This is a genomic window from Treponema sp. OMZ 857, from assembly GCF_024181085.1.
In the GTDB taxonomy this organism is placed as follows: domain Bacteria; phylum Spirochaetota; class Spirochaetia; order Treponematales; family Treponemataceae; genus Treponema.
In genome coordinates, this window is sequence record NZ_CP051147.1 from 588350 (window position 1) to 606417 (window position 18068).

Below are 18068 nucleotides of genomic sequence, written 5' to 3' on the forward strand. Positions count from 1 at the left end.
TATAATATAGAAGGAAACGCATTAATCCGCGGAGGGATTGTTCTGCGCATCCTTGGGCCAGAAGGTTTTGATCAAATCGGACTTAATACCGGTTTCCTCAGGAGTAAAGCAGGACGAAAGAATCTTCCATCCGTTATCGAGCGCTTCCTCAAGCGGAATGTTTACCGACAAATCCATCATGCGGGATTCAAAAAGCTCACCGTATTTCAGCAGCTTGCCGTCCCATTCGCTCATCATAAAGCCCATCGACTTTTTCTCAAGCGTGTCCTTGTAGGAAGCATAGAGCTTGATCATATTATCCATGAGCGCACGGTGATCTTCACGGGTTTTGCCGTTGACGTTCTGCTTGAGACGGGAAAGACTTCCGAACGGTTCGATGCGTCCGTGTTTAAGATAGAACTGACCTTCGGTGATATATCCGGTGTTATCGGGCACGGGGTGCGTTACGTCGTCGCCGGGCATGGTGGTAACGGCAAGAACGGTAACCGAACCTGCATCGTCAAAGTCAACCGCCTTTTCGTAGCGGGCGGCAAGCTGGCTGTAAAGGTCGCCGGGATAACCGCGGTTTGACGGAACCTGCTCCTGTATAATGGCGATTTCCTTCATCGCATCGGCGAAGTTGGTCATATCGGTTAAAAGAACGAGGACATCCTTGCCCTTGAGTGCAAATTGCTCACCGACTGCAAGACACATATCAGGGATCATCAAACATTCTACCGTCGGGTCGGCGGCAGTGTGTACGAACATCACCGTGCGGCTCAGCGCGCCTGCTTCTTCCAACGTGTCCTTAAAATAGAGGTAGTCGTCGTATTTAAGCCCCATACCGCCGAGTACGATGACATCAACCTCAGCCTGCATTGCGATACGTGCGAGCAGTTCGTTGTAGGGTTCACCGGAGCTTGAGAAAATCGGCAGCTTCTGGGAAACCACGAGGGTGTTGAATACGTCGATCATCGGAATACCGGTTCTGATCATCCGCTTCGCCATAATACGCTTGGACGGGTTTACGGACGGGCCGCCGATTTCTACCATATTATCCTTGAGCATCGGGCCTTGGTCGCGCGGCTCACCTGAACCGTTAAAGATGCGTCCGAGTAAGTCATCGGAAAAGCTTACCTGCATTTCCCGACCGAGGAAGCGAACTTCATCACCGGTGGAAACGCCGCGTCCGCCTGCAAATACCTGTAGCGAAACAAGCCCTCTATCCAGCTTATTGACCTGTGCGAGCGAGGTGCCAAAGCTTGTCTGAACCTGCGCAAGCTCACCGTAGGACACATCTTCAGCCTTGACGGTTATAACCGAACCGTTAATGGATTCAATCTTACTGTACACTTTCTTCATGATGTGCCTCCGCTTCTTTTATGAGTTTTGCCGCTTTTTCATCAAGCCCTGTTGCTTTATCGGAAAGCGCTCCGGTAATAGCTGCTTCGTGCTTCTTAAATTCCGGCGATTCCCACGGCGAATAGTTATAGTCGATAAAGGACTGGCGCAGCTTGTTAAAGTATGCGCGGGCTTCATCCTTGGTGTTAAAGGAGAATTGAGAGCCCAATATGCGCAGGATCAGTTTGTAAATATAGCGTTGACGCTCTACGGAAACGGCATCGTCAACCTTATCGAAGGAGTTTTGCTGTAAATAAACCGCGTCGAGGAAGTCGCCCTTCAAGTAGACGATAAAGTCTTCCATACTGGTACCTTCTTCACCGACAACCTTCATCATCTGTTCGACCTCGGTACCGCGGCGGAGCATTCCTCTGCCGTATTCCACCTGCGCCGTTCCGAGTACGCTCGGGTATTTTGACCATGAATCGAGCGGGTGGATGGCGGGATATTTACGGGCATCGGAGCGTTCGCGGGAAAGTCCGTGGAATGCGCCGACAACTTTGAGCGTCGCCTGCGTAACCGGCTCTTCAAAGTTACCGCCTGCGGGGGAAACCGTACCGCCGATCGTTACAGAGCCTTTGCTGCCGTCCTTTAAGCGGACAATACCGGCGCGCTCATAGAACGCTGCAATGTAGGATTCCAAGTAGGCGGGGAAGGCTTCTTCACCGGGGATTTCCTCCAAGCGTCCGGACATTTCGCGCAAAGCCTGTGCCCAGCGGCTGGTGGAGTCTGCAAGGAGCAGAACGTCAAGCCCCATCTGGCGGTAGTATTCGGCAAGGGTTACGCCGGTATAAACCGAAGCCTCGCGCGCCGCAACCGGCATCGACGATGTATTACAAATGATAACCGTCCGCTCCATCAAGGTGCGTCCCGTGCGGGGGTCGATCAATTCAGGGAATTCTTTTAAGGTTTCTACAACTTCACCGGCGCGCTCACCGCAGGCAGCGATGATAACGATATCAACCTCTGCGTTACGGCTGGTTGCGTGCTGTAAAACGGTTTTACCGGCACCGAACGGTCCCGGAATACAGTAGGTACCGCCCTTTGCTACCGGGAAGAAGGTATCTACGGTGCGGATTTTGGTAACAAGCGTTTCGGATGGCTTGAGCCGTTCGGCATAGCAGTCGATTGCACGCTTTACCGGCCAGCGGAAGCTCATCGTAAGCGGATACTTTTTACCGCGTTCATCGGTTACTTCCGCAATGGTTTCGTGTACGGTGTACTGTCCTGCCGGTTTAATGGAAGAAAGCGTGTATGTGCCGTACATACCGAAAGGAAGCATAATCCGGTGGGTAAAATTCCCCTCCGGCACCGTTCCCAGCACATCGCCGCGCACGAGTGTATCGCCGACCTGTGCAACCGGTGTAAAATCCCATTTTGCTTCGGTAGAAAGCGCATTCAAATAGATACCGCGCTCCAAAAAGTAGCCCGCCTTTTCTGCAAGGTCGGGGAGCGGGTTCTGCAAACCGTCATACACTCTGCCGAGCAGCCCCGGCCCAAGTTCAACCGACAAGAGATCGCCGGTAAACTCAACTTCATCACCGACGCGGATACCCTTGGTAATTTCGAATACCTGCATCTGAGCAACGGAGCCGCGTATACGGATGATCTCGCTCTTCAATTTGGTGTCGCCGATATGGACGTAGCCAACTTCGTTTAACGTAACCAGACCGTCAAACTCAACGCTGACCATATTCCCGTTAATACCGACTACCTTTCCTTTCGTTCCTCTCATATCTTTTCTCCGAGAATTTGTGTATAAATTGAGTGATATTCTGTGCGGCCGGTTTCCATCTTAAATTTTGAAGCCCGTTCGCTCAACAGTAATACAATTCCATAGCCGAAAACCGCTTCGCTGTCGTAAAAATGCAGTTTCCGCAGCTGATCCGCTGCCGCAAGCCGTGCATTCAGCAAATACCGTTCCGCCGCTAAGGGGTCATCGATGTTGGAAACCCCGCGCACAATAGCGCCGATATCAAAGGCGGAAGCAGGTGTTTCTGCAGGAGCAATCCGCTCATCCCGTTTCAGCTTTGCAGCGCGCATTTGTTCAAGCGCAAACCGCAGTTCCTGCTCAAACGCATACCATTCGTTCACCACAGCAGAAGCCGTACGGACAGCCTCACGGGGCGGAACAAGCGTTAAAGACTCCAGCACAGCGGCATCTTTTTCAGCTAAAAACCGCAGGGCAAGCTCTTTAAATTGCGTGTAAGAAAGCGGCGGGTCGGTGTGCGGCATAATTGACGGCAGCTGAGCCATCAAATAATAGTATGAAGCCACTCCTTATAACTCCTTTACCGCATCCTTCAACAGGCGTGCAGCGCGTGAGCTGATATAGGCGGAGAACAAATCGGCGACTGATTCCGCAGAGAAATCATAGTATGCCGAACCGTCCTTTACCCCGATTCTAAAGCCGCCTGCAAGCTGTGCATCGGATTTAACCTCGATGCCTTTTTCAACCTCTTTCTTAAACGCAGCAAGCAAAGCGCTTTCCAGCTTTTGCGCATCTTCAGGGGACAGAATAACGGAAATATCGGCTTCGTTTGTTTTAATCCAACCCTTTACCGCTTCGGGAATCAGCGTTTTGAGTACATCGCTGTTATATGCCGCTGCGGTTTCCGCTTTGATGAGGGCATCGAGAGAAGCGGTAACTCCTTCTCTAAAGGCGATGAGCGCATTGCGGCAAGCCTGTTTAACGGCAGCCTCCGAAGCGTTTGTAAACCGTTGGGATTCGACTTCAGTCTTCTTCAACAAGGTTTCAGCCTCTTTTTCCGCATCCGCAACGATAGCCTTTGCCTTTTTTTCCGCTTCGGCAATGATACCCGCAGCTTGCTGTTCAGCAGAAGCAATACCGTCCTGCTTGATCTTTTCAACAAGATCCTGTAACTGAACTTCCATAATCAACTCACCTCTCTTATGTATGTATCGTCATATTGTTTGTATCGATTCTATAACAGGCTCGATCAGTTTCTATTATATCAATCTCAACTATAAGTATAGCATTTATCAAGTATAGCATTTATCCGGTATCGTTATAACCCCGATAGTATCTATTCCCAATTGTGCGCTGTTTACTCCTTACCGCTAAACGGTAAAGCGCCACTGCGTTTCGTGCCGATATACTTCGCCGGGATGCACCCATACGGAAGGGAATTCAGGACGATTGGGCGAATCCGGTATATGCTGTGTTTCAAGGCACACAGCAGAATGTTTATTGTACACATCGCCGTTCTTTCCCTGCTCTCCGTTTAAAAAATTTCCGGTGTACATCGTAATTGCCGGCTGTGTTGAATAAATACGCAGCGCCCTGCCTGTCGCCGGCTCCGTTACAACCGCAGCAAGCGGAACGTTGTCCGTGCTGTCTGCATCAAGCAGCCATGTGTCATCATAGCCGTTTTTCAATTGAGCAAAATCCTGCGATAACAGCTTCGGCGTACGGAAATCGAACGGCGTCCCTGCTACCGGCACCAACTTACCGGTCGGTATAAGCAAAGCGTCAACCTCTGCATAACAGCTTGCAAAAAGCTGTACTTGATGATTCAAAGCCGAAATATAGCCGCCGTCCGCCTCCATTCCGGCAGGATTGAGATTAAAATAGGTATGGTTTGTCAGATTGATTGGTGTTGTCTTTGTTGTATGAGCTTCGTACCGAAGCGTGATAGTATTGTTTTTGTTGAGGGTATACGAAACGGTCAGCCGAACTTCACCGGGAAAGCCTTGCTCTCCGTCGGGGCTTATTCTGGAAAAACGGATGCCCGCCTCATCGTTGCCGGAAATAGGTTCCGCTTGCCACAGCTGCTTGTCATACAGGGGATAGCCGCCGTGCAAACAATGCTTTCCGCCGTTATTGCGGGTCAGTGTATAGCATTTTTCTTCTATAGAGAAGCGAGCATTTGAAATCCTGCCTGCACATCGTCCGACAATAGAACCGAAATGAGGTTTATTGCGGATATATCCTTCGAGCGTTGAATAGCCGAGCACGATATCGTCATATCCGCCCTTTGCTGCGGGTAATAAAATCGCGGTAATACAGCAGCCGTAATCGATTGCCGAAAACGACATTGTGCCATTAGAAACCGTAAAAATCGATACCGCATCTCCCGATGACAGCATCCCGAACCGCTCTTTCTTTACTTCCATAATACCTGCCCAAAATTACCTGCCCAAAATTACCTGCAAAAAAAGCAAATGCTTGTATTTATTGTACAAGCATTTCCACAAATTTACAAGGATGCTTTTGAAAATATGCGGCGCATCTACTGCGTTGCTCGTTCAGCGAAGTACATCCGTGTACTTCGCTGAACACAAGTTTGACTGGTGTCAAACTTGTTTCTGCTTAATACGCGCGGCTTCCGTGCCGCTACTGAAAATCCTCGACGTATCAGAACTGCCACGGACGGCAGTGGTTCTAAGCAGCAGCGATGTTTTTGCGCAGCGAAAACTCGTCGTTGAAAAGTGTACACGGATGTACACTTTTCAACAGGCCTGCGGTTAATTTGCGCTCGCGCCTCGTATCTGCACCATCTATTTGCAAAAGGCTTACGGAAAGTTATATACCGCTGCTGAAAATCCTCAACGTGTCAGAACGGACAAGGATGTCCGTGGTTATAAGCAGTAGCGACGTTTTTGCACAGCAAAAACTCGCGTTCAAAAATTGACAAGGAGGTCAATTTTTGAACTTGCCATGGATGGCGGGGAAGCTAAGCAGTAGCGATGTTTTTGCGTGAGCAAAAACTCGCGTCCGGCAGTGTACACGGATGTACACTGCCGGACAGGCTATTTTCAAAAGCGCTGGGGGCGGCGCATCTGCGTTTTAAAAGGAGGGCGGTGCGATTGCTGTTCTTCGGCTGCACACTGCACTGGAGTATATTGATTTCCTAAAACGAGGTTTGACATGTAATATAAAATATATTACATTATGAATATGAAATATACAGTAGTTATGCCTAAAAAATTAAATAAAACAATACGCCTTATGCCCGAAAAAGCGCAAGATGTTTTGCATAATTTAATTGGAGGTTGAATATGTTGGCAGTCGTGAAAATGCCCCATACTAGTTTTACGGTATCAGGCGATATCCCTGAAAATATTATGACTATACTTGAAACAAGTTATAAAAAATATCTTACAGTGAATGATGAAAAAGACGAGTATGTTGAAGCCACAAGTATGGAATGGTTTAAAGAAGCTGAAAAGAGGCAAACGCCTGCGAACACCTTACGGTTTTATCGCAATCTACATAAATTTACGCAAGCTCAGTTGGCTGAACGACTGCATACCAGTAGGCAGTTTATCTCCAATATGGAGACAGGGCAGAAGCCTATTAGCCGTAAAACAGCTAATATATTAGCTGAAATATTTAACATAGACGCTGGCCGTTTTATATAGCTTTTAGTGTATGCTCGTCGCTTTTAAAAACACGTTTTTATTGTCCACTGATGCTAAAATGCAATATTGAGGTCTCTATAGGGCAGCTTCTAAAAATTCGGTTAGATTTTTAGAAGCTGCCTCATTGGTAAAGCCAGTTGCGAAGCTGGAATATTTTTTATTCGTGCAGAGTTGTTGATTATACACCGGCCGCCTGTTTTAAAGGCAGCCAATTGGTACTACGACTGAAACCAGTTTGACGGAATAGCTCTTCCGGAAAAGGTAAAGTCACCCGTAAAGGAAATTGCACCGCTTATCTGTACGCTCAATGTGTGAGCGTCTTTATTTTCTCCGGTAATAGTTACGGTTATCTTTTTATCGGCTTCACCTCTTGCCTCTGCTGTGAAGGATGTGCTGCCGTTATACGACCGCGCAACAAACTCTTCTCTGTTGTAACTGCTGCCTGGCTTGTTTATGCCTATAGTAACCATTTTAAACGCGCCGGATATCTCTATGGATGCTATATCGGAAGATGGGTTCTCTACTCTGTATTCCCCCGGTTGGCGGAACCACGATGTACCGATACTATACTGTACGTTGGTGTACAAACTATCTTTTTTAATGAGATAGTAATATATATGCGGTTTTTTTGCACTTTCAAGCTGATCGTTGGCATAGGATCTAATCGATGATTTAACTTTCTTTTCAGCTTCCGTAAGCGGTACGGTTTCATCAAGACCCCATATTTTATAGTAGAAATTGATTTGCCACCATTTTAAAAGCTCCTTAAGCACCGTACTCTGTTCATCCTTCGTTTTTTTCAAAAATTCTTCATACGTCATCTTAAAATCCGCTTCGCGAGACCAGCCTTCAAAAAAGTCTTTAAGTTCTTCTTCAGTTCCATTGAACGGCGACAAACCAAATTGTCCCTCGAGAGCGTTTCTGATGTCCCGCAGCGTGACCAAAGGCTTTTGCTGCAATAGTAAGACAGAAATCTGCCGATCGAAGAGTTCCTCAATCTCTTTGAGGAAATCTTGCTGAGCAGCTTCGGGTTCTACAAGACTGCCATCGGCAATAATCCGTTCAAGCGTTGCTGTTATTGTTTTGGCAACGGTATCAATGCTCACACGGTATACGGCAGCAGGTTTACCGTCTCCATTTCGCAGTGTCAGCTTATTGCCGTCAAATTCATAACTGCCTCCGGTGTTACCGTCTCCAAACTTCTTCCGAGCTTTTATTGTTATCTTTTTTGTTGCTGTTTTACTGTCTGTATTTTTTTTCAGTGTTGCAGTCAATTCTACCATCCGGTTAACCAAATCCCATGTCTCAATATGTCCGCTATTTCCGGCAATCTTCAGTATGCTGTCATTAGAAGATGACCATGTGAGTTGATACCCAGTAGGAGACTGCGGCAGCTGAATATCGGCATCAATTTCGGTCGGTATTCCGTTGATAATACTCTCTACAACGGCTTGAAGATTGGGTTCGTTGTTTTTAGGATATACGGTTACCGTAACGGTTTTTGAGGATTCGGCATTTCCTTTTTTTGCGGTTGCGGTTAATGTTACTGTCTGAGTTTCCGTTTCATGCGGTGTAACCGTACCGTCCGAAACTGAGATAACCCCTGCCGGTTCTGCCTTCCACTCTATATCGACTTCAACAGAAGAACTACTGCTACCGTTCGAAACGGAAACCGTTTCTTTGGGGCTTAACTGAATAGGCGTATCTTTCGTCACAAATGAAGGAATCGCTCTTACCGCCTGTTCTGCCGCACTGATTACCGCATCCTCATTTGTGCCGCGTACGGTAACATCAAAGGTCTTTGTTATGGAAACGGCGCTTCTTGTGATGGTTGCAGTCAGTATTACCTGCGTATTCTCTTCGGGACGAGTAATACTACCGTAACAGTTCCATTCATTTTCTTTCTTTATCTCGATTATGACTTCATTGCTTGACTTCCAGCTAATCTTAGTGTTGTGCAGTCCTTTCATAGGAAGCTTGGGCAGATTAGCACTTATGCTATCTGCAGTATCGCCGTTTTGAAAACTGAGCTGTAACGCATCTTTTGCTTTTTCAACCTTTTCTTGATCCGTTAAGGTAGGTTTAAATTTCACTTTTACCGTTGTGCCCGCTGTAATTTTTACTTTTGCTGTTTGGCTTCCTGCGGCGCCGGAACCTTCTGTAAAGGCGCTGCCGTCGATGCTCCACGTATCAACACTATAATCGGAAAATGGCTTTGCGGTAAATTCAACAGTTTTACCTTGTTCAACTTGATCCCCTGAATTGATTTTAGTGCCGTCAACTTTCGCTTCAAGGGACCCGTTCCCGCCGTCTACGCTAAAGGTTACCGTGTGCTTGGTAATGGGCGTTCCATCTACTTCAAAGACAGCTTTTATCCGCACCGTCTGTGTTACGGTCAGCTTGTAAGTAGGTTCCATCACGCCGGTGTCGGCTCCGTCACGTTCCCATTTTACAAACTTGTAACCGCTAAGCTTAGTTGCGGTAAAGGTAAGTTCAGTGTTCTTATTTACCATACCGCTTTCAGGCAGTGCAGGGATTACCGTTACATTGCCGCCAAGGGTCTTTTCAAAGGTTACCTTGTACTGCACAGCCGGTGTTTTGCTTTCGTTGCCCACATTCTGCTTACAGCCGAGAAACATTACCGCTGCAACGAGTGCAATGCAGGCAGAGAGCGTCTTCATAAAATGACGTATACTTTTCTTTGCATCATGATTCATAGAATTCTCCTGATTTTGATAGTTTTATATATGGACGATAAGGATGTCTCAAAAGTTGGTTAGTTTTTTGACAGCCCCATTCTTCATTATGAGGTACTCTTGAAATTCTGCCGACTAAACCCTTTAGGATGCTATGAGCAAATAAGGATAGTGTAGAAAAATGACGGCATCGCAGCCGGGCGCCGATTGAGAAAAGGCTAAACGAGTGCCGGTATATGGAATTGGTTTTTGCAGAAGTATGTTTTTTGAGCGTAGAGGGGTGTGGTACAGAACAAAGCGGGCTGCTTATCTGGTTTTGGCTGAGAACGCTATCGGATGCTACATTGTGCTGAGTGCTGAGTGCTGAATGCTGAATGCTGAATGCTGAATGCTGAATGCTGAATGCTGAATGCTGAATGCTGAATGCTGAATTATGCCGGAAATTTTGCACGTGTCAAGTGCTTTACGGCATTTTCGAGAAAATTGATAGCGAGATAATTCTCTAATTCGGCTTTGCATAATGCTATTATTATAGAAGCAAAAAGGAGAGAATACAAGTGCCTTTAAAAATATGCAGGGGAAACGCATCAGGCCGTTTTTTTAACACCCCCGCAGAAAAATTGAGACTATTCGACCAGAACTGCCAAGGATGGCAGTAGTTCCATACAGCAGCGATGTTTTGTGCGTGCACAAAACTCGCCTTCAACTGTTGTACACGGATGTACAACAGTTGAAGATGGTTCAAATGGTCTCACAGTCTCAATTTTTCCGCGATTTTTATCTATTTTCCCTGATGCGTTTCCCCCTTTGCTGGAAAAATGTGCGAAATTTTATTTCCTTAAAATGCAACAGTTGAACAAAATATGAATTTTGGAAACTGTTGCATTCGTGCGCGAAAAGCGCACACATCAATACGCAGGTTTTCGAAAGAAAACTTGACGGTTAAGGTGAGCGGCGTCATTGTAGACGCTCACCTTATACCTATGAAATTTCGCACAGAAGGAAGGCACCCGCTGCAAATATTTTATAATGCGGTTGCCCTGTAAAAATAGGCAGGTGCATCTGCATCGCCTGTTTTCAAAAGCGCTGGAGGCGGCACATCTGCGTTTTAAAAGGAGGGCGGTGCGATTGCTGTTTTGTATCTTAACGGCAGAGAGCCGATGCGGCTTTGGCAAGCTGCTCACCGGTTAGTCCGGCGCATTCAAGAACATCCTGCCGCGAGCCCTGCATAAAGACCGTGTCGGGAAAAGCGCGTACTGCGGTTTTTATGCCTGAAAGTTGTTTTTGAACCAGACCTTCCAGATAATGCCCGACACCGCCGATATATGCGCCGTCTTCGATAAAGAGTACGGCTGGGTATTTTTGGACTTTTTCCAAGAAAAAAGCTTCGGCGATGGGTTTTAAGAAGCGGAGATTGTATATATCAGCGGATATCCCTTTTTGTCTAAGCAGCGCTGCCGCTTCGGCTGTTTCCGGGTATATACCGCCGGTGCATACCAGCAGTACATCGCTGTGTTCCGCCGTTACGGTGAACACGCCGCGGCCGGTTTCCATCGGAAGCGAAAATGCGGGGCATTCCGCTGCGCATGTATTTTTAGGGTACCGTATTGCAACCGGTGCATTCAACTGCAATGCCCATTCAAACATCGCCCGCATTTCCGCTGCCGAGGCGGGAGCAAGCACCGTCATATTGGGAATACTGCGTAAAAAGCAGATGTCATAGAGACCTTGATGGGTTTCGCCGTCATAGGGAACCGCTCCCGCACGGTCTATCGCAAAGATAACCGGCAGTTTTTGCAGTGCAACGTCATGGATGATTTGGTCGATTGCCCGCTGCAAAAACGTACTGTAAATGGCTGCGATAGGCCGTAAACCGGCTGCAGCAAGTCCGGCGGCAAAAGTTACCGCATGCTGTTCGGCAATGCCGACATCAAAAAAACGATCGGGAAACTGCTGCTGGAACTGTTGAAGCCCTGTTCCCTGTGCCATTGCAGCGGTAATCGCTACAATATCCTTCCGCTTTGCCGCTTCCTCGGTGATAATCCGGGAAAATGCTTCCGTAAAAGAATTGGTACTCGCTTTTTCAATTTTCCCATCGGCAATATTAAACGGCCCGATACCGTGGAAAGCGGAGGGATCATCTTCCGCAAGCGGGTAGCCTTTCCCTTTCTTTGTTTCAATATGAATAAGCACCGGCGCATCAATATTTTTGACATTACGGAATACTTTTTCAAGTTCTTTTTCGTTATGCCCGTTCAGCGGCCCGACATATTCAAATCCGAGATCGGTAAAAAGATTGTTTCTGTAAAAAATTCCCTTGGCGCCCCGCTTTAACCGGTGAATCAAAAAGTTAATACGCCTGCCTAAAAACGGAATTTTGCCGACAGCGGTATCAAAGATGTACTTAAACTGCTGGTATCCTTTCCGCACGGTTAAACGGCTGAGGTATTCGGAAACGGCTCGTATATTTGGAGAGATGGACATCTTATTATCGTTGAGGATAACAACCAAATTCTTTGTATACGGGGTAACATTTAGGAGTGCTTCAAAGGCCATGCCTCCGCTTAAAGCCCCATCACCGATAACAGCGATAACCTTTCCGTTTTGGTGCTGCAGCTTTCGCCCGATAAGAATCCCCTCGGCGGCCGAAATTGAGGTGGAGGCATGTCCCGTATTAAATGCATCATGGGGGCTTTCTTCCCGTTTTGGGAATCCTGCGAGGCCGTCCTTTAAGCGGAGTGTCGAAAAATTATCATACCGTCCGGTTAGGAGCTTATGAGGATAGGATTGATGCCCCACATCCCAGATGATTGCGTCTTTGGGACTTGAAAATACCCGATGCAGCGCAATGGTTAATTCAATAACTCCGAGGTTACTGGCAAGATGTCCACCGTTTGCGCCTACCGTTTCCAAAATAATGCTGCGCATCTCATGCGCTAATATACGAAGTTCCTCTCTTGAAAGGGATTGCAGGTCTTTCGGTTCTCGTATTGATAAGAGTACGTTTTTATCCATGTATATGTTCAGTGAACTGCTGGGTACATAAAAAAAGGGCTGTGAAGATACTCAACAAAGCCCTTTCTCACCGTAATAAAAGCGATAGAACAATACGCCTGTAATAATCTTGCAAAATCACAAAACATCCCTCTTATATACTTTATACACCGGTATACCGGTATAATCGAGAAGGATACAAGATTATTGAAAACCTCTAAAAAGCGTAATGATATTTTTAGAGGTTACTTGTTCTTATGTCTATTCTTTCGAAGCTTCTTCTTTCGTTTATGCGTTGCTATTTTCTGTCGCTTCCGTTTTTTTCCGCAGGGCACGTGAACACACTCCTTATTTATAAAGATAGGAGATAATAGCCGAACAGCAGTAAAAAGTCAAGGCAGCCGTTTTTTCTTGTTTTTTTATACCAGAGTAGGGGAGGAACAGAGCCGCTGGTTTCTCAGATCGAGGAAAAAAATAAAGATTGAATAGATTGAAATTACCATGGCATATCTTAAAATAATGAAGAAATGCACAAATAGTGCTGAATAAATATTGAAGAAATGCATAAAATCCGCATAATAAGGAAGTAAAAACAATTACCCCAATGACAATACGGAAGCCGAAAATGAAAATTGAACATATTGCCATGTATGTCAATGATTTGGAAAAAGCAAAAGACTTTTTTGTTGACTATTTTGGCGGACATCCCAATACCGGATACCATAATAAAACGACCGATTTCCGCTCATATTTTATCACCTTTGATGAAGGTGCACGATTGGAAATTATGAAAAAGCCTCATGTAGCTGATTGTGAGAAAACACTTGCGCGTACAGGGTACATCCATATTGCATTCTCCGTCGGAAGCAAAGATGCTGTTGATGCCTTAACTGAAAGGCTTAAAAACGCCGGATACGAAGTTGTAAGCGGGCCGCGGACTACCGGAGACGGATACTATGAAAGTTGTATTGTCGCCATTGAAGATAATCAAATTGAAATTACGGTATAATCTGGTATATGCTAACGGCATTGAATATCAAGATTACGGGAATATAATCCATGAGTATTTTATCATCAATCCTCAATCATCACTGTGTAAGACTATTAAAACAGCCTGATGTGTGTACCCGAAGCAACCGTTTGGCATCTTGACTTAAAATGCCTTTGTCATAAAATATTGGTATGAAACATATCTATACGAAAATGCTGCCATTTATGGCGGCGCTGATTGTTATTTCCTGCGGAAGCTGCTCAAGTAAAGACGAAATCAAGCCGCTTACCGAAGGAGGTTCTATGAAGTTGACAAGCACGGCTTTTGCCGACGGCGAAAAAATGCCCCAAGAATTTGCAAAACTCGGAGCGAATCACATTCCTCCGCTCGAAATCGACGGTGTACCGGAGGGTACAAAGAGCCTTGCGATTATCGTGCACGATCCGGATGCGCCGCTTCCCGGCGGATTTTATCATTGGACGCTGTGGAACATTCCGCCGCAAACAACGTCGATCGGAGAAGGTAATGTGCCATCGGATGCCGTCGAAGGCGAAACAAGCTGGGGTACGAGCGGCTACAACGGACCTCAACCGCCGTTCGGGACGCACCGCTATATTTTTTATCTCTATGCGCTCGATATGAATCTGAGTCTTCCGGCGGGCAGCAGCGTAAAAGAGCTTAAAGCCGCGATTAAGGGGCACGCAATCGAAGCTGCTTCACTTACGGGTATGTTCGGTGCTAAGGATAACCCCTGACCAAAGCAGTGAAAAATTATCCGTATACTATAATGATCTAAACTCATCATTCACCGAGGAGGTGTGGAGAAATGAATTTATTTTTGTGCTCACACTTTTCAAAAGTAGGCGTTCTTCTTAAAGATCACATTGCGGAGAAAAGAGTTGCTTTCATTCCCACTGCATCGATACACGAAGGGTACACAGGTTATGTAGGGTCAGCCCGTACATTATTCAAAAAATTAGGAGCTGAGCTGATTGAAATTGAGATTTCAACTGCAAACGCTTCCGATATTACGCAGGTGTTTGACACAGCGGATATTATTTATTTTACCGGCGGTAATGCATTTTTCCTTATTGATCAATTGAGGAAAACCGGTACGGATACATTGCTAAAGCAACAGCTGGAAAAAGGGAAATTATTTATTGGAGAATCAGCAGGCGCTATTGTATGTGCTCCGGAGCTTTCTTATATTGAAAAAATGGATCCTATTCCGGAAGATTATTCTCAGAGTGATTATGCCGGATTAGGACTCATCAATTTTTATGTGCTGCCGCACTATCTTACCGCACCATTCAAAAAAGTTACCGCAGATATTATGCAATCCTTCTCAAATATCGAACTATGCGCTATCAATAATGCACAAGCTCTTAGTATCAAAGACGGAGTACGGAAGCTGGTGAGTGTAGAGAAAGCGTAAGGCAGTCTATTGGCTATAGACAAGTAACGGAGTAACCGATGGGCGATATGCAAAATACAACGATGGAATTTGATGAGATGAACGCTGCCCCCATTATCAAACACATTGCGGTGCGCAGCGTAATATCAAAATCAAATTTACCCGTAGCGGATTATTCCGTTAATCCATACACCGGATGTACACATGCATGCAAATATTGTTATGCATCTTTTATGCGAAGGGAGACTATTGATTTATGTTTTCAATATTAGGTGCAGTATTATTTGGAGTTATAGCAATTATGACAGTTCTTGTTGCTTGCGGTTTGCCTTTGGGCGAATTTACAATGGGTGGACAACATAAAATCTTACCTAATAAATTGAGAGTTGCGGCAGTCATTTCAGTGGCTATCCAAATTTTTGCAATGATAATTATTTTGCAAGCCGGAGGTTTTATTTCCTTGTGGTTGTCTTTTAAGGTTACTAAATATATTTGTTTTTTCTTTGCCGCTTACCTATCTTTGAATACTATTATGAACATGATTTCAAAAAGTAGGAAAGAAAAATATGTTATGACACCGCTTTCACTTATTGTTGGAATATGTTTTTGGATAACGGCATTTCAGATGTAGTATGTAAAATGAGGATAATCTACAGTGCGTCAAATTGGAAAAATATGAGAAAAGTGATATAGTAGGATGGACGAGAAATTGACAAATTTGAATTTGAAGAGGAGAAACTTTCCCATGAAGAAAGAAATCAAAACAATAGAGAAAGATGGATATAACGGCGTATACTGGCCGAATCCGAACGGCAGTAAATATTGCATGATTGCCATGCTTGGTGATGATACAAAAGACATGATGGCAAAGGGTGGCGTCAAATGGCTTCAAAAGAAAGGTCTGAACGTCCTCACAATGTCACCGGCCCCAAAAGATTACGGTCACCATAACTATCCACTCGAACGTTTTGAGAAGGCACTTGCATTTCTGAAGACGATGGGTAATGAAAAAATCGGTATTATGGGTGCCTCGACAACTGGTATGCTTGCGCTTGTCGCAGCGTCATGCTTTTCGGAAATAACGCTTACGATAGCCATTTCTCCTTCTGATTTTGTGATGGAAGGTTTTTATCAGGATGGGAAAGACGGGGCTCACGAACGTCCGGGAGACGGAGAGTCATCTGTTTCGTATCACGGTAAGCCGCTTCCTTATCTGCCCTATGCGTATCGCCATCCGGAATACTGGCAGAAAATATCTGAGGAATCCAAACGGCGCGGCGCGATGGTTGCCAGTCGCGATTTGTTCGATGAATCGGAGAAAAGGCATCCCGTGCAGGAAGCCGAGAAAATAAAGGTGGAGAATATAAAGGGCCGCATTCTGCTGATTGGTGCGGAGGATGATGTACTTTGGGATACCTGCAAATACATTCGTAGAATGGAAAACAGGCTGAAAGAAAGGGACGCGGATAACAGTGTAGTTCTCATGACCTATGAACATGGAACGCATTTTATATTTCCGCAGACCATGTTAACAGGCATTCTTCCCGTGGGTTCCGGGCTGTTTATCAGCATGGCTTTTAAGGAGGCAAAGCAGTATCCGAAAGAGTGTAAGCAGACGAGGATTGATGTTGATGAGCGCTTATCGGAGGAACTAAAGCAGTGGATAAATTCAGCTTCATAAATCCCGGTTTGTCGAAGTAAAAAATCAAATAGGATATTACCAAGAGGAAGCAAAAGCAAATTGCCGATACTTCCTTTTTTGTTGTCAAAAATTCAAAAAATGGAAAGGAGGCATGATAAAAACTAAACGAACAAGCGGTAATGTGATGGACTGAAGTGATTCAGCGGAACCCGGGCATAAGTTCGCCATTTTTAGTAAGGGCATGACCCTTGTAAAGGAGTTGTTACGATTAGAAAATACGAGTGAAAAGTGATACCCTAGTTTGACGGGACTGGGGAGCCGGTGGAAGGCAGTGTTTTTCTTCGAACAAAAAGTTCGGTAAGGAGTTTGTGTCAAAGCCGGCCACCGTATAACAAAATGCGGCTTGCCTCTGGGCGAATTTACAATGGGCGGGCAACATAAAATCTTACCTAATAAATTGAGAGTTGCGGCAGTCATTTCAGTGGCTATCCAAATTTTTGCAATGATAATTATTTTGCAAGCCGGAGGTTTTATTTCCTTGTGGTTGTCTTTTAAGGTTACTAAATATATTTGTTTTTTCTTTGCCGCTTACCTATCTTTGAATACTATTATGAACATGATTTCAAAAAGTAGGAAAGAAAAATATGTTATGACACCGCTTTCACTTATTGTTGGAATATGTTTTTGGATAACGGCATTTCATACCTGTATATGATGCTGCCGGTGTTTGTCTTTTGCGTCCATATTCATATCCTCCTATCTCTCATAAAATCTCGATTCAAAATAGTGGGAACTTCTAAAAACTTCGTTTTTTAGAGGTGCCCTTATCATCAGAAATTTGCTTGTCAGACCTTGGCGTTGGGGCATGGGACGCAGCTTCAATGGCAGCTATGCCGAATACGCCCTGCTGCCTGCTCACCACGTTTTTGCAATACAGTCCGATATGACATGGGCTGACATTGCCGCCGTTCCCGAAACCTATTTTACCGCATGGGGTTCTCTGTTCCAATGCCTGCGTTTACAAAAAGACGACACGCTGCTTGTCCGGGGCGGCACCTGCGCTCTCGGTTACGCTGCTATGCAGATTGCAAAAGCGATCGGCTGCCGCGTTGCTGCCACAACACATAGTGAAAGCAAACTGAACCTACTGAAAGGGGCTGGTGCCGATGAATGCATCTTAGATACCGGCAATTTATCTGAAACATATAATGCCCGCTTTACCAAAGCGCTGGAACTGGTTGGCTGCAAAACCTTACGTGATACGCTGTGGTGCATGGCGGCGGGCGGCATTGTGTGCAATACGGGCGTACTCGGCGGTGTGTTCGCACTTGAGCATTTCGCCCCCATCCAAGAAATTCCGAGCGGTGTGTATCTTACCGGCTTTCACAGCAATTTTCCTACGCAAGCCGACATCGATTCAATTTTCAGCTTTTTAACCGAGCATACCTTAGAGCCGCTTATCGGTGCACACTTTGCGTTCCACGATATTGCCCAAGCCTGCGCATATACTTGCAAATATACTTGATTTTTATAATAAACTGTTTTACACTTGGATAAAAAGAGGTA

General features: G+C 45.6%; 16 protein-coding genes and 1 pseudogene. 10 read left to right on the top strand and 7 right to left on the bottom strand.

Annotated elements, in window-relative coordinates; all coding sequences use genetic code 11:
* Positions 1–21: 21 nt before the first annotated feature.
* From E4N66_RS02710 to E4N66_RS02730, 5 genes are all read right to left on the bottom strand, one after another.
* Positions 22–1341, bottom strand: coding sequence for a V-type ATP synthase subunit B (locus tag E4N66_RS02710; RefSeq protein ID WP_016522223.1), 1320 nt, complete (start codon positions 1339–1341; stop codon positions 22–24).
* A complete protein-coding gene (locus E4N66_RS02715) occupies positions 1322–3115 on the bottom strand; it encodes a V-type ATP synthase subunit A (RefSeq protein ID WP_253728868.1) in 1794 nt (597 codons plus the stop codon). Before E4N66_RS02715 ends, E4N66_RS02710 begins: the two co-directional genes overlap by 20 nt.
* Positions 3112–3657, bottom strand: a complete 546-nt coding sequence (locus tag E4N66_RS02720) for a hypothetical protein (protein WP_253728869.1) — start codon at positions 3655–3657, stop codon at positions 3112–3114. Before E4N66_RS02720 ends, E4N66_RS02715 begins: the two co-directional genes overlap by 4 nt.
* Before the next feature lie 3 nt (positions 3658–3660).
* Positions 3661–4275, bottom strand: a complete 615-nt coding sequence (locus E4N66_RS02725; protein ID WP_253728870.1) for a V-type ATP synthase subunit E — start codon at positions 4273–4275, stop codon at positions 3661–3663.
* A 186-nt stretch (positions 4276–4461) separates the two neighbouring features.
* Positions 4462–5517: an aldose epimerase family protein gene (locus E4N66_RS02730; protein ID WP_253728871.1), complete on the bottom strand. Its 1056-nt coding sequence runs from the start codon at positions 5515–5517 to the stop codon at positions 4462–4464.
* Positions 5518–6090: 573 nt separating this feature from the next.
* On the opposite strand from E4N66_RS02730, the gene E4N66_RS02735 reads away from it, so the two are divergent.
* Positions 6091–6258 carry a hypothetical protein gene (locus E4N66_RS02735; RefSeq protein WP_253728872.1) on the top strand — a complete coding sequence of 56 codons (168 nt, stop codon included), beginning with the start codon at positions 6091–6093 and terminating at the stop codon, positions 6256–6258.
* Between the two features lie 144 nt (positions 6259–6402).
* A complete protein-coding gene (locus E4N66_RS02740) occupies positions 6403–6765 on the top strand; it encodes a helix-turn-helix transcriptional regulator (RefSeq protein WP_006187894.1) in 363 nt (120 codons plus the stop codon).
* Between the two features lie 218 nt (positions 6766–6983).
* Here E4N66_RS02740 and E4N66_RS02745 read toward each other — a convergent pair whose 3' ends face one another.
* On the bottom strand, positions 6984–9482 hold the full coding sequence (locus tag E4N66_RS02745; protein ID WP_253728873.1) for an immunoglobulin-like domain-containing protein: 2499 nt from the start codon (positions 9480–9482) through the stop codon (positions 6984–6986).
* Positions 9483–10604: 1122 nt separating this feature from the next.
* On the bottom strand, positions 10605–12476 hold the full coding sequence (dxs, locus tag E4N66_RS02750) for a 1-deoxy-D-xylulose-5-phosphate synthase (protein ID WP_253728874.1): 1872 nt from the start codon (positions 12474–12476) through the stop codon (positions 10605–10607).
* A gap of 604 nt (positions 12477–13080) precedes the next feature.
* Here dxs and E4N66_RS02755 point away from each other — a divergent pair.
* The 8 genes and pseudogenes from E4N66_RS02755 (at position 13081) to E4N66_RS02785 (ending at position 18027) form a co-directional block, all read left to right on the top strand.
* Positions 13081–13464, top strand: coding sequence for a VOC family protein (locus tag E4N66_RS02755; protein WP_253672932.1), 384 nt, complete (start codon positions 13081–13083; stop codon positions 13462–13464).
* Between the two features lie 173 nt (positions 13465–13637).
* Positions 13638–14201, top strand: coding sequence for a YbhB/YbcL family Raf kinase inhibitor-like protein (locus tag E4N66_RS02760; RefSeq protein WP_052185507.1), 564 nt, complete (start codon positions 13638–13640; stop codon positions 14199–14201).
* 71 nt (positions 14202–14272) lie between these two features.
* Positions 14273–14881, top strand: coding sequence for a Type 1 glutamine amidotransferase-like domain-containing protein (locus tag E4N66_RS02765; protein ID WP_253728875.1), 609 nt, complete (start codon positions 14273–14275; stop codon positions 14879–14881).
* Between the two features lie 77 nt (positions 14882–14958).
* Positions 14959–15108 (top strand): annotated as a pseudogene (locus tag E4N66_RS13085) (radical SAM protein); the annotation flags it as partial.
* An 8-nt stretch (positions 15109–15116) separates the two neighbouring features.
* A complete protein-coding gene (locus tag E4N66_RS02770) occupies positions 15117–15491 on the top strand; it encodes a hypothetical protein (protein ID WP_253728876.1) in 375 nt (124 codons plus the stop codon).
* A gap of 114 nt (positions 15492–15605) precedes the next feature.
* On the top strand, positions 15606–16541 hold the full coding sequence (locus E4N66_RS02775) for an acyl-CoA thioester hydrolase/BAAT C-terminal domain-containing protein (RefSeq protein ID WP_006188636.1): 936 nt from the start codon (positions 15606–15608) through the stop codon (positions 16539–16541).
* A 349-nt stretch (positions 16542–16890) separates the two neighbouring features.
* Positions 16891–17217 (top strand): hypothetical protein, encoded by a 327-nt coding sequence (locus E4N66_RS02780; protein WP_371922456.1) that lies wholly within the window; start codon positions 16891–16893, stop codon positions 17215–17217.
* A 150-nt stretch (positions 17218–17367) separates the two neighbouring features.
* Positions 17368–18027, top strand: a complete 660-nt coding sequence (locus E4N66_RS02785; RefSeq protein WP_253728877.1) for a zinc-binding dehydrogenase — start codon at positions 17368–17370, stop codon at positions 18025–18027.
* Positions 18028–18068: the final 41 nt, after the last annotated feature.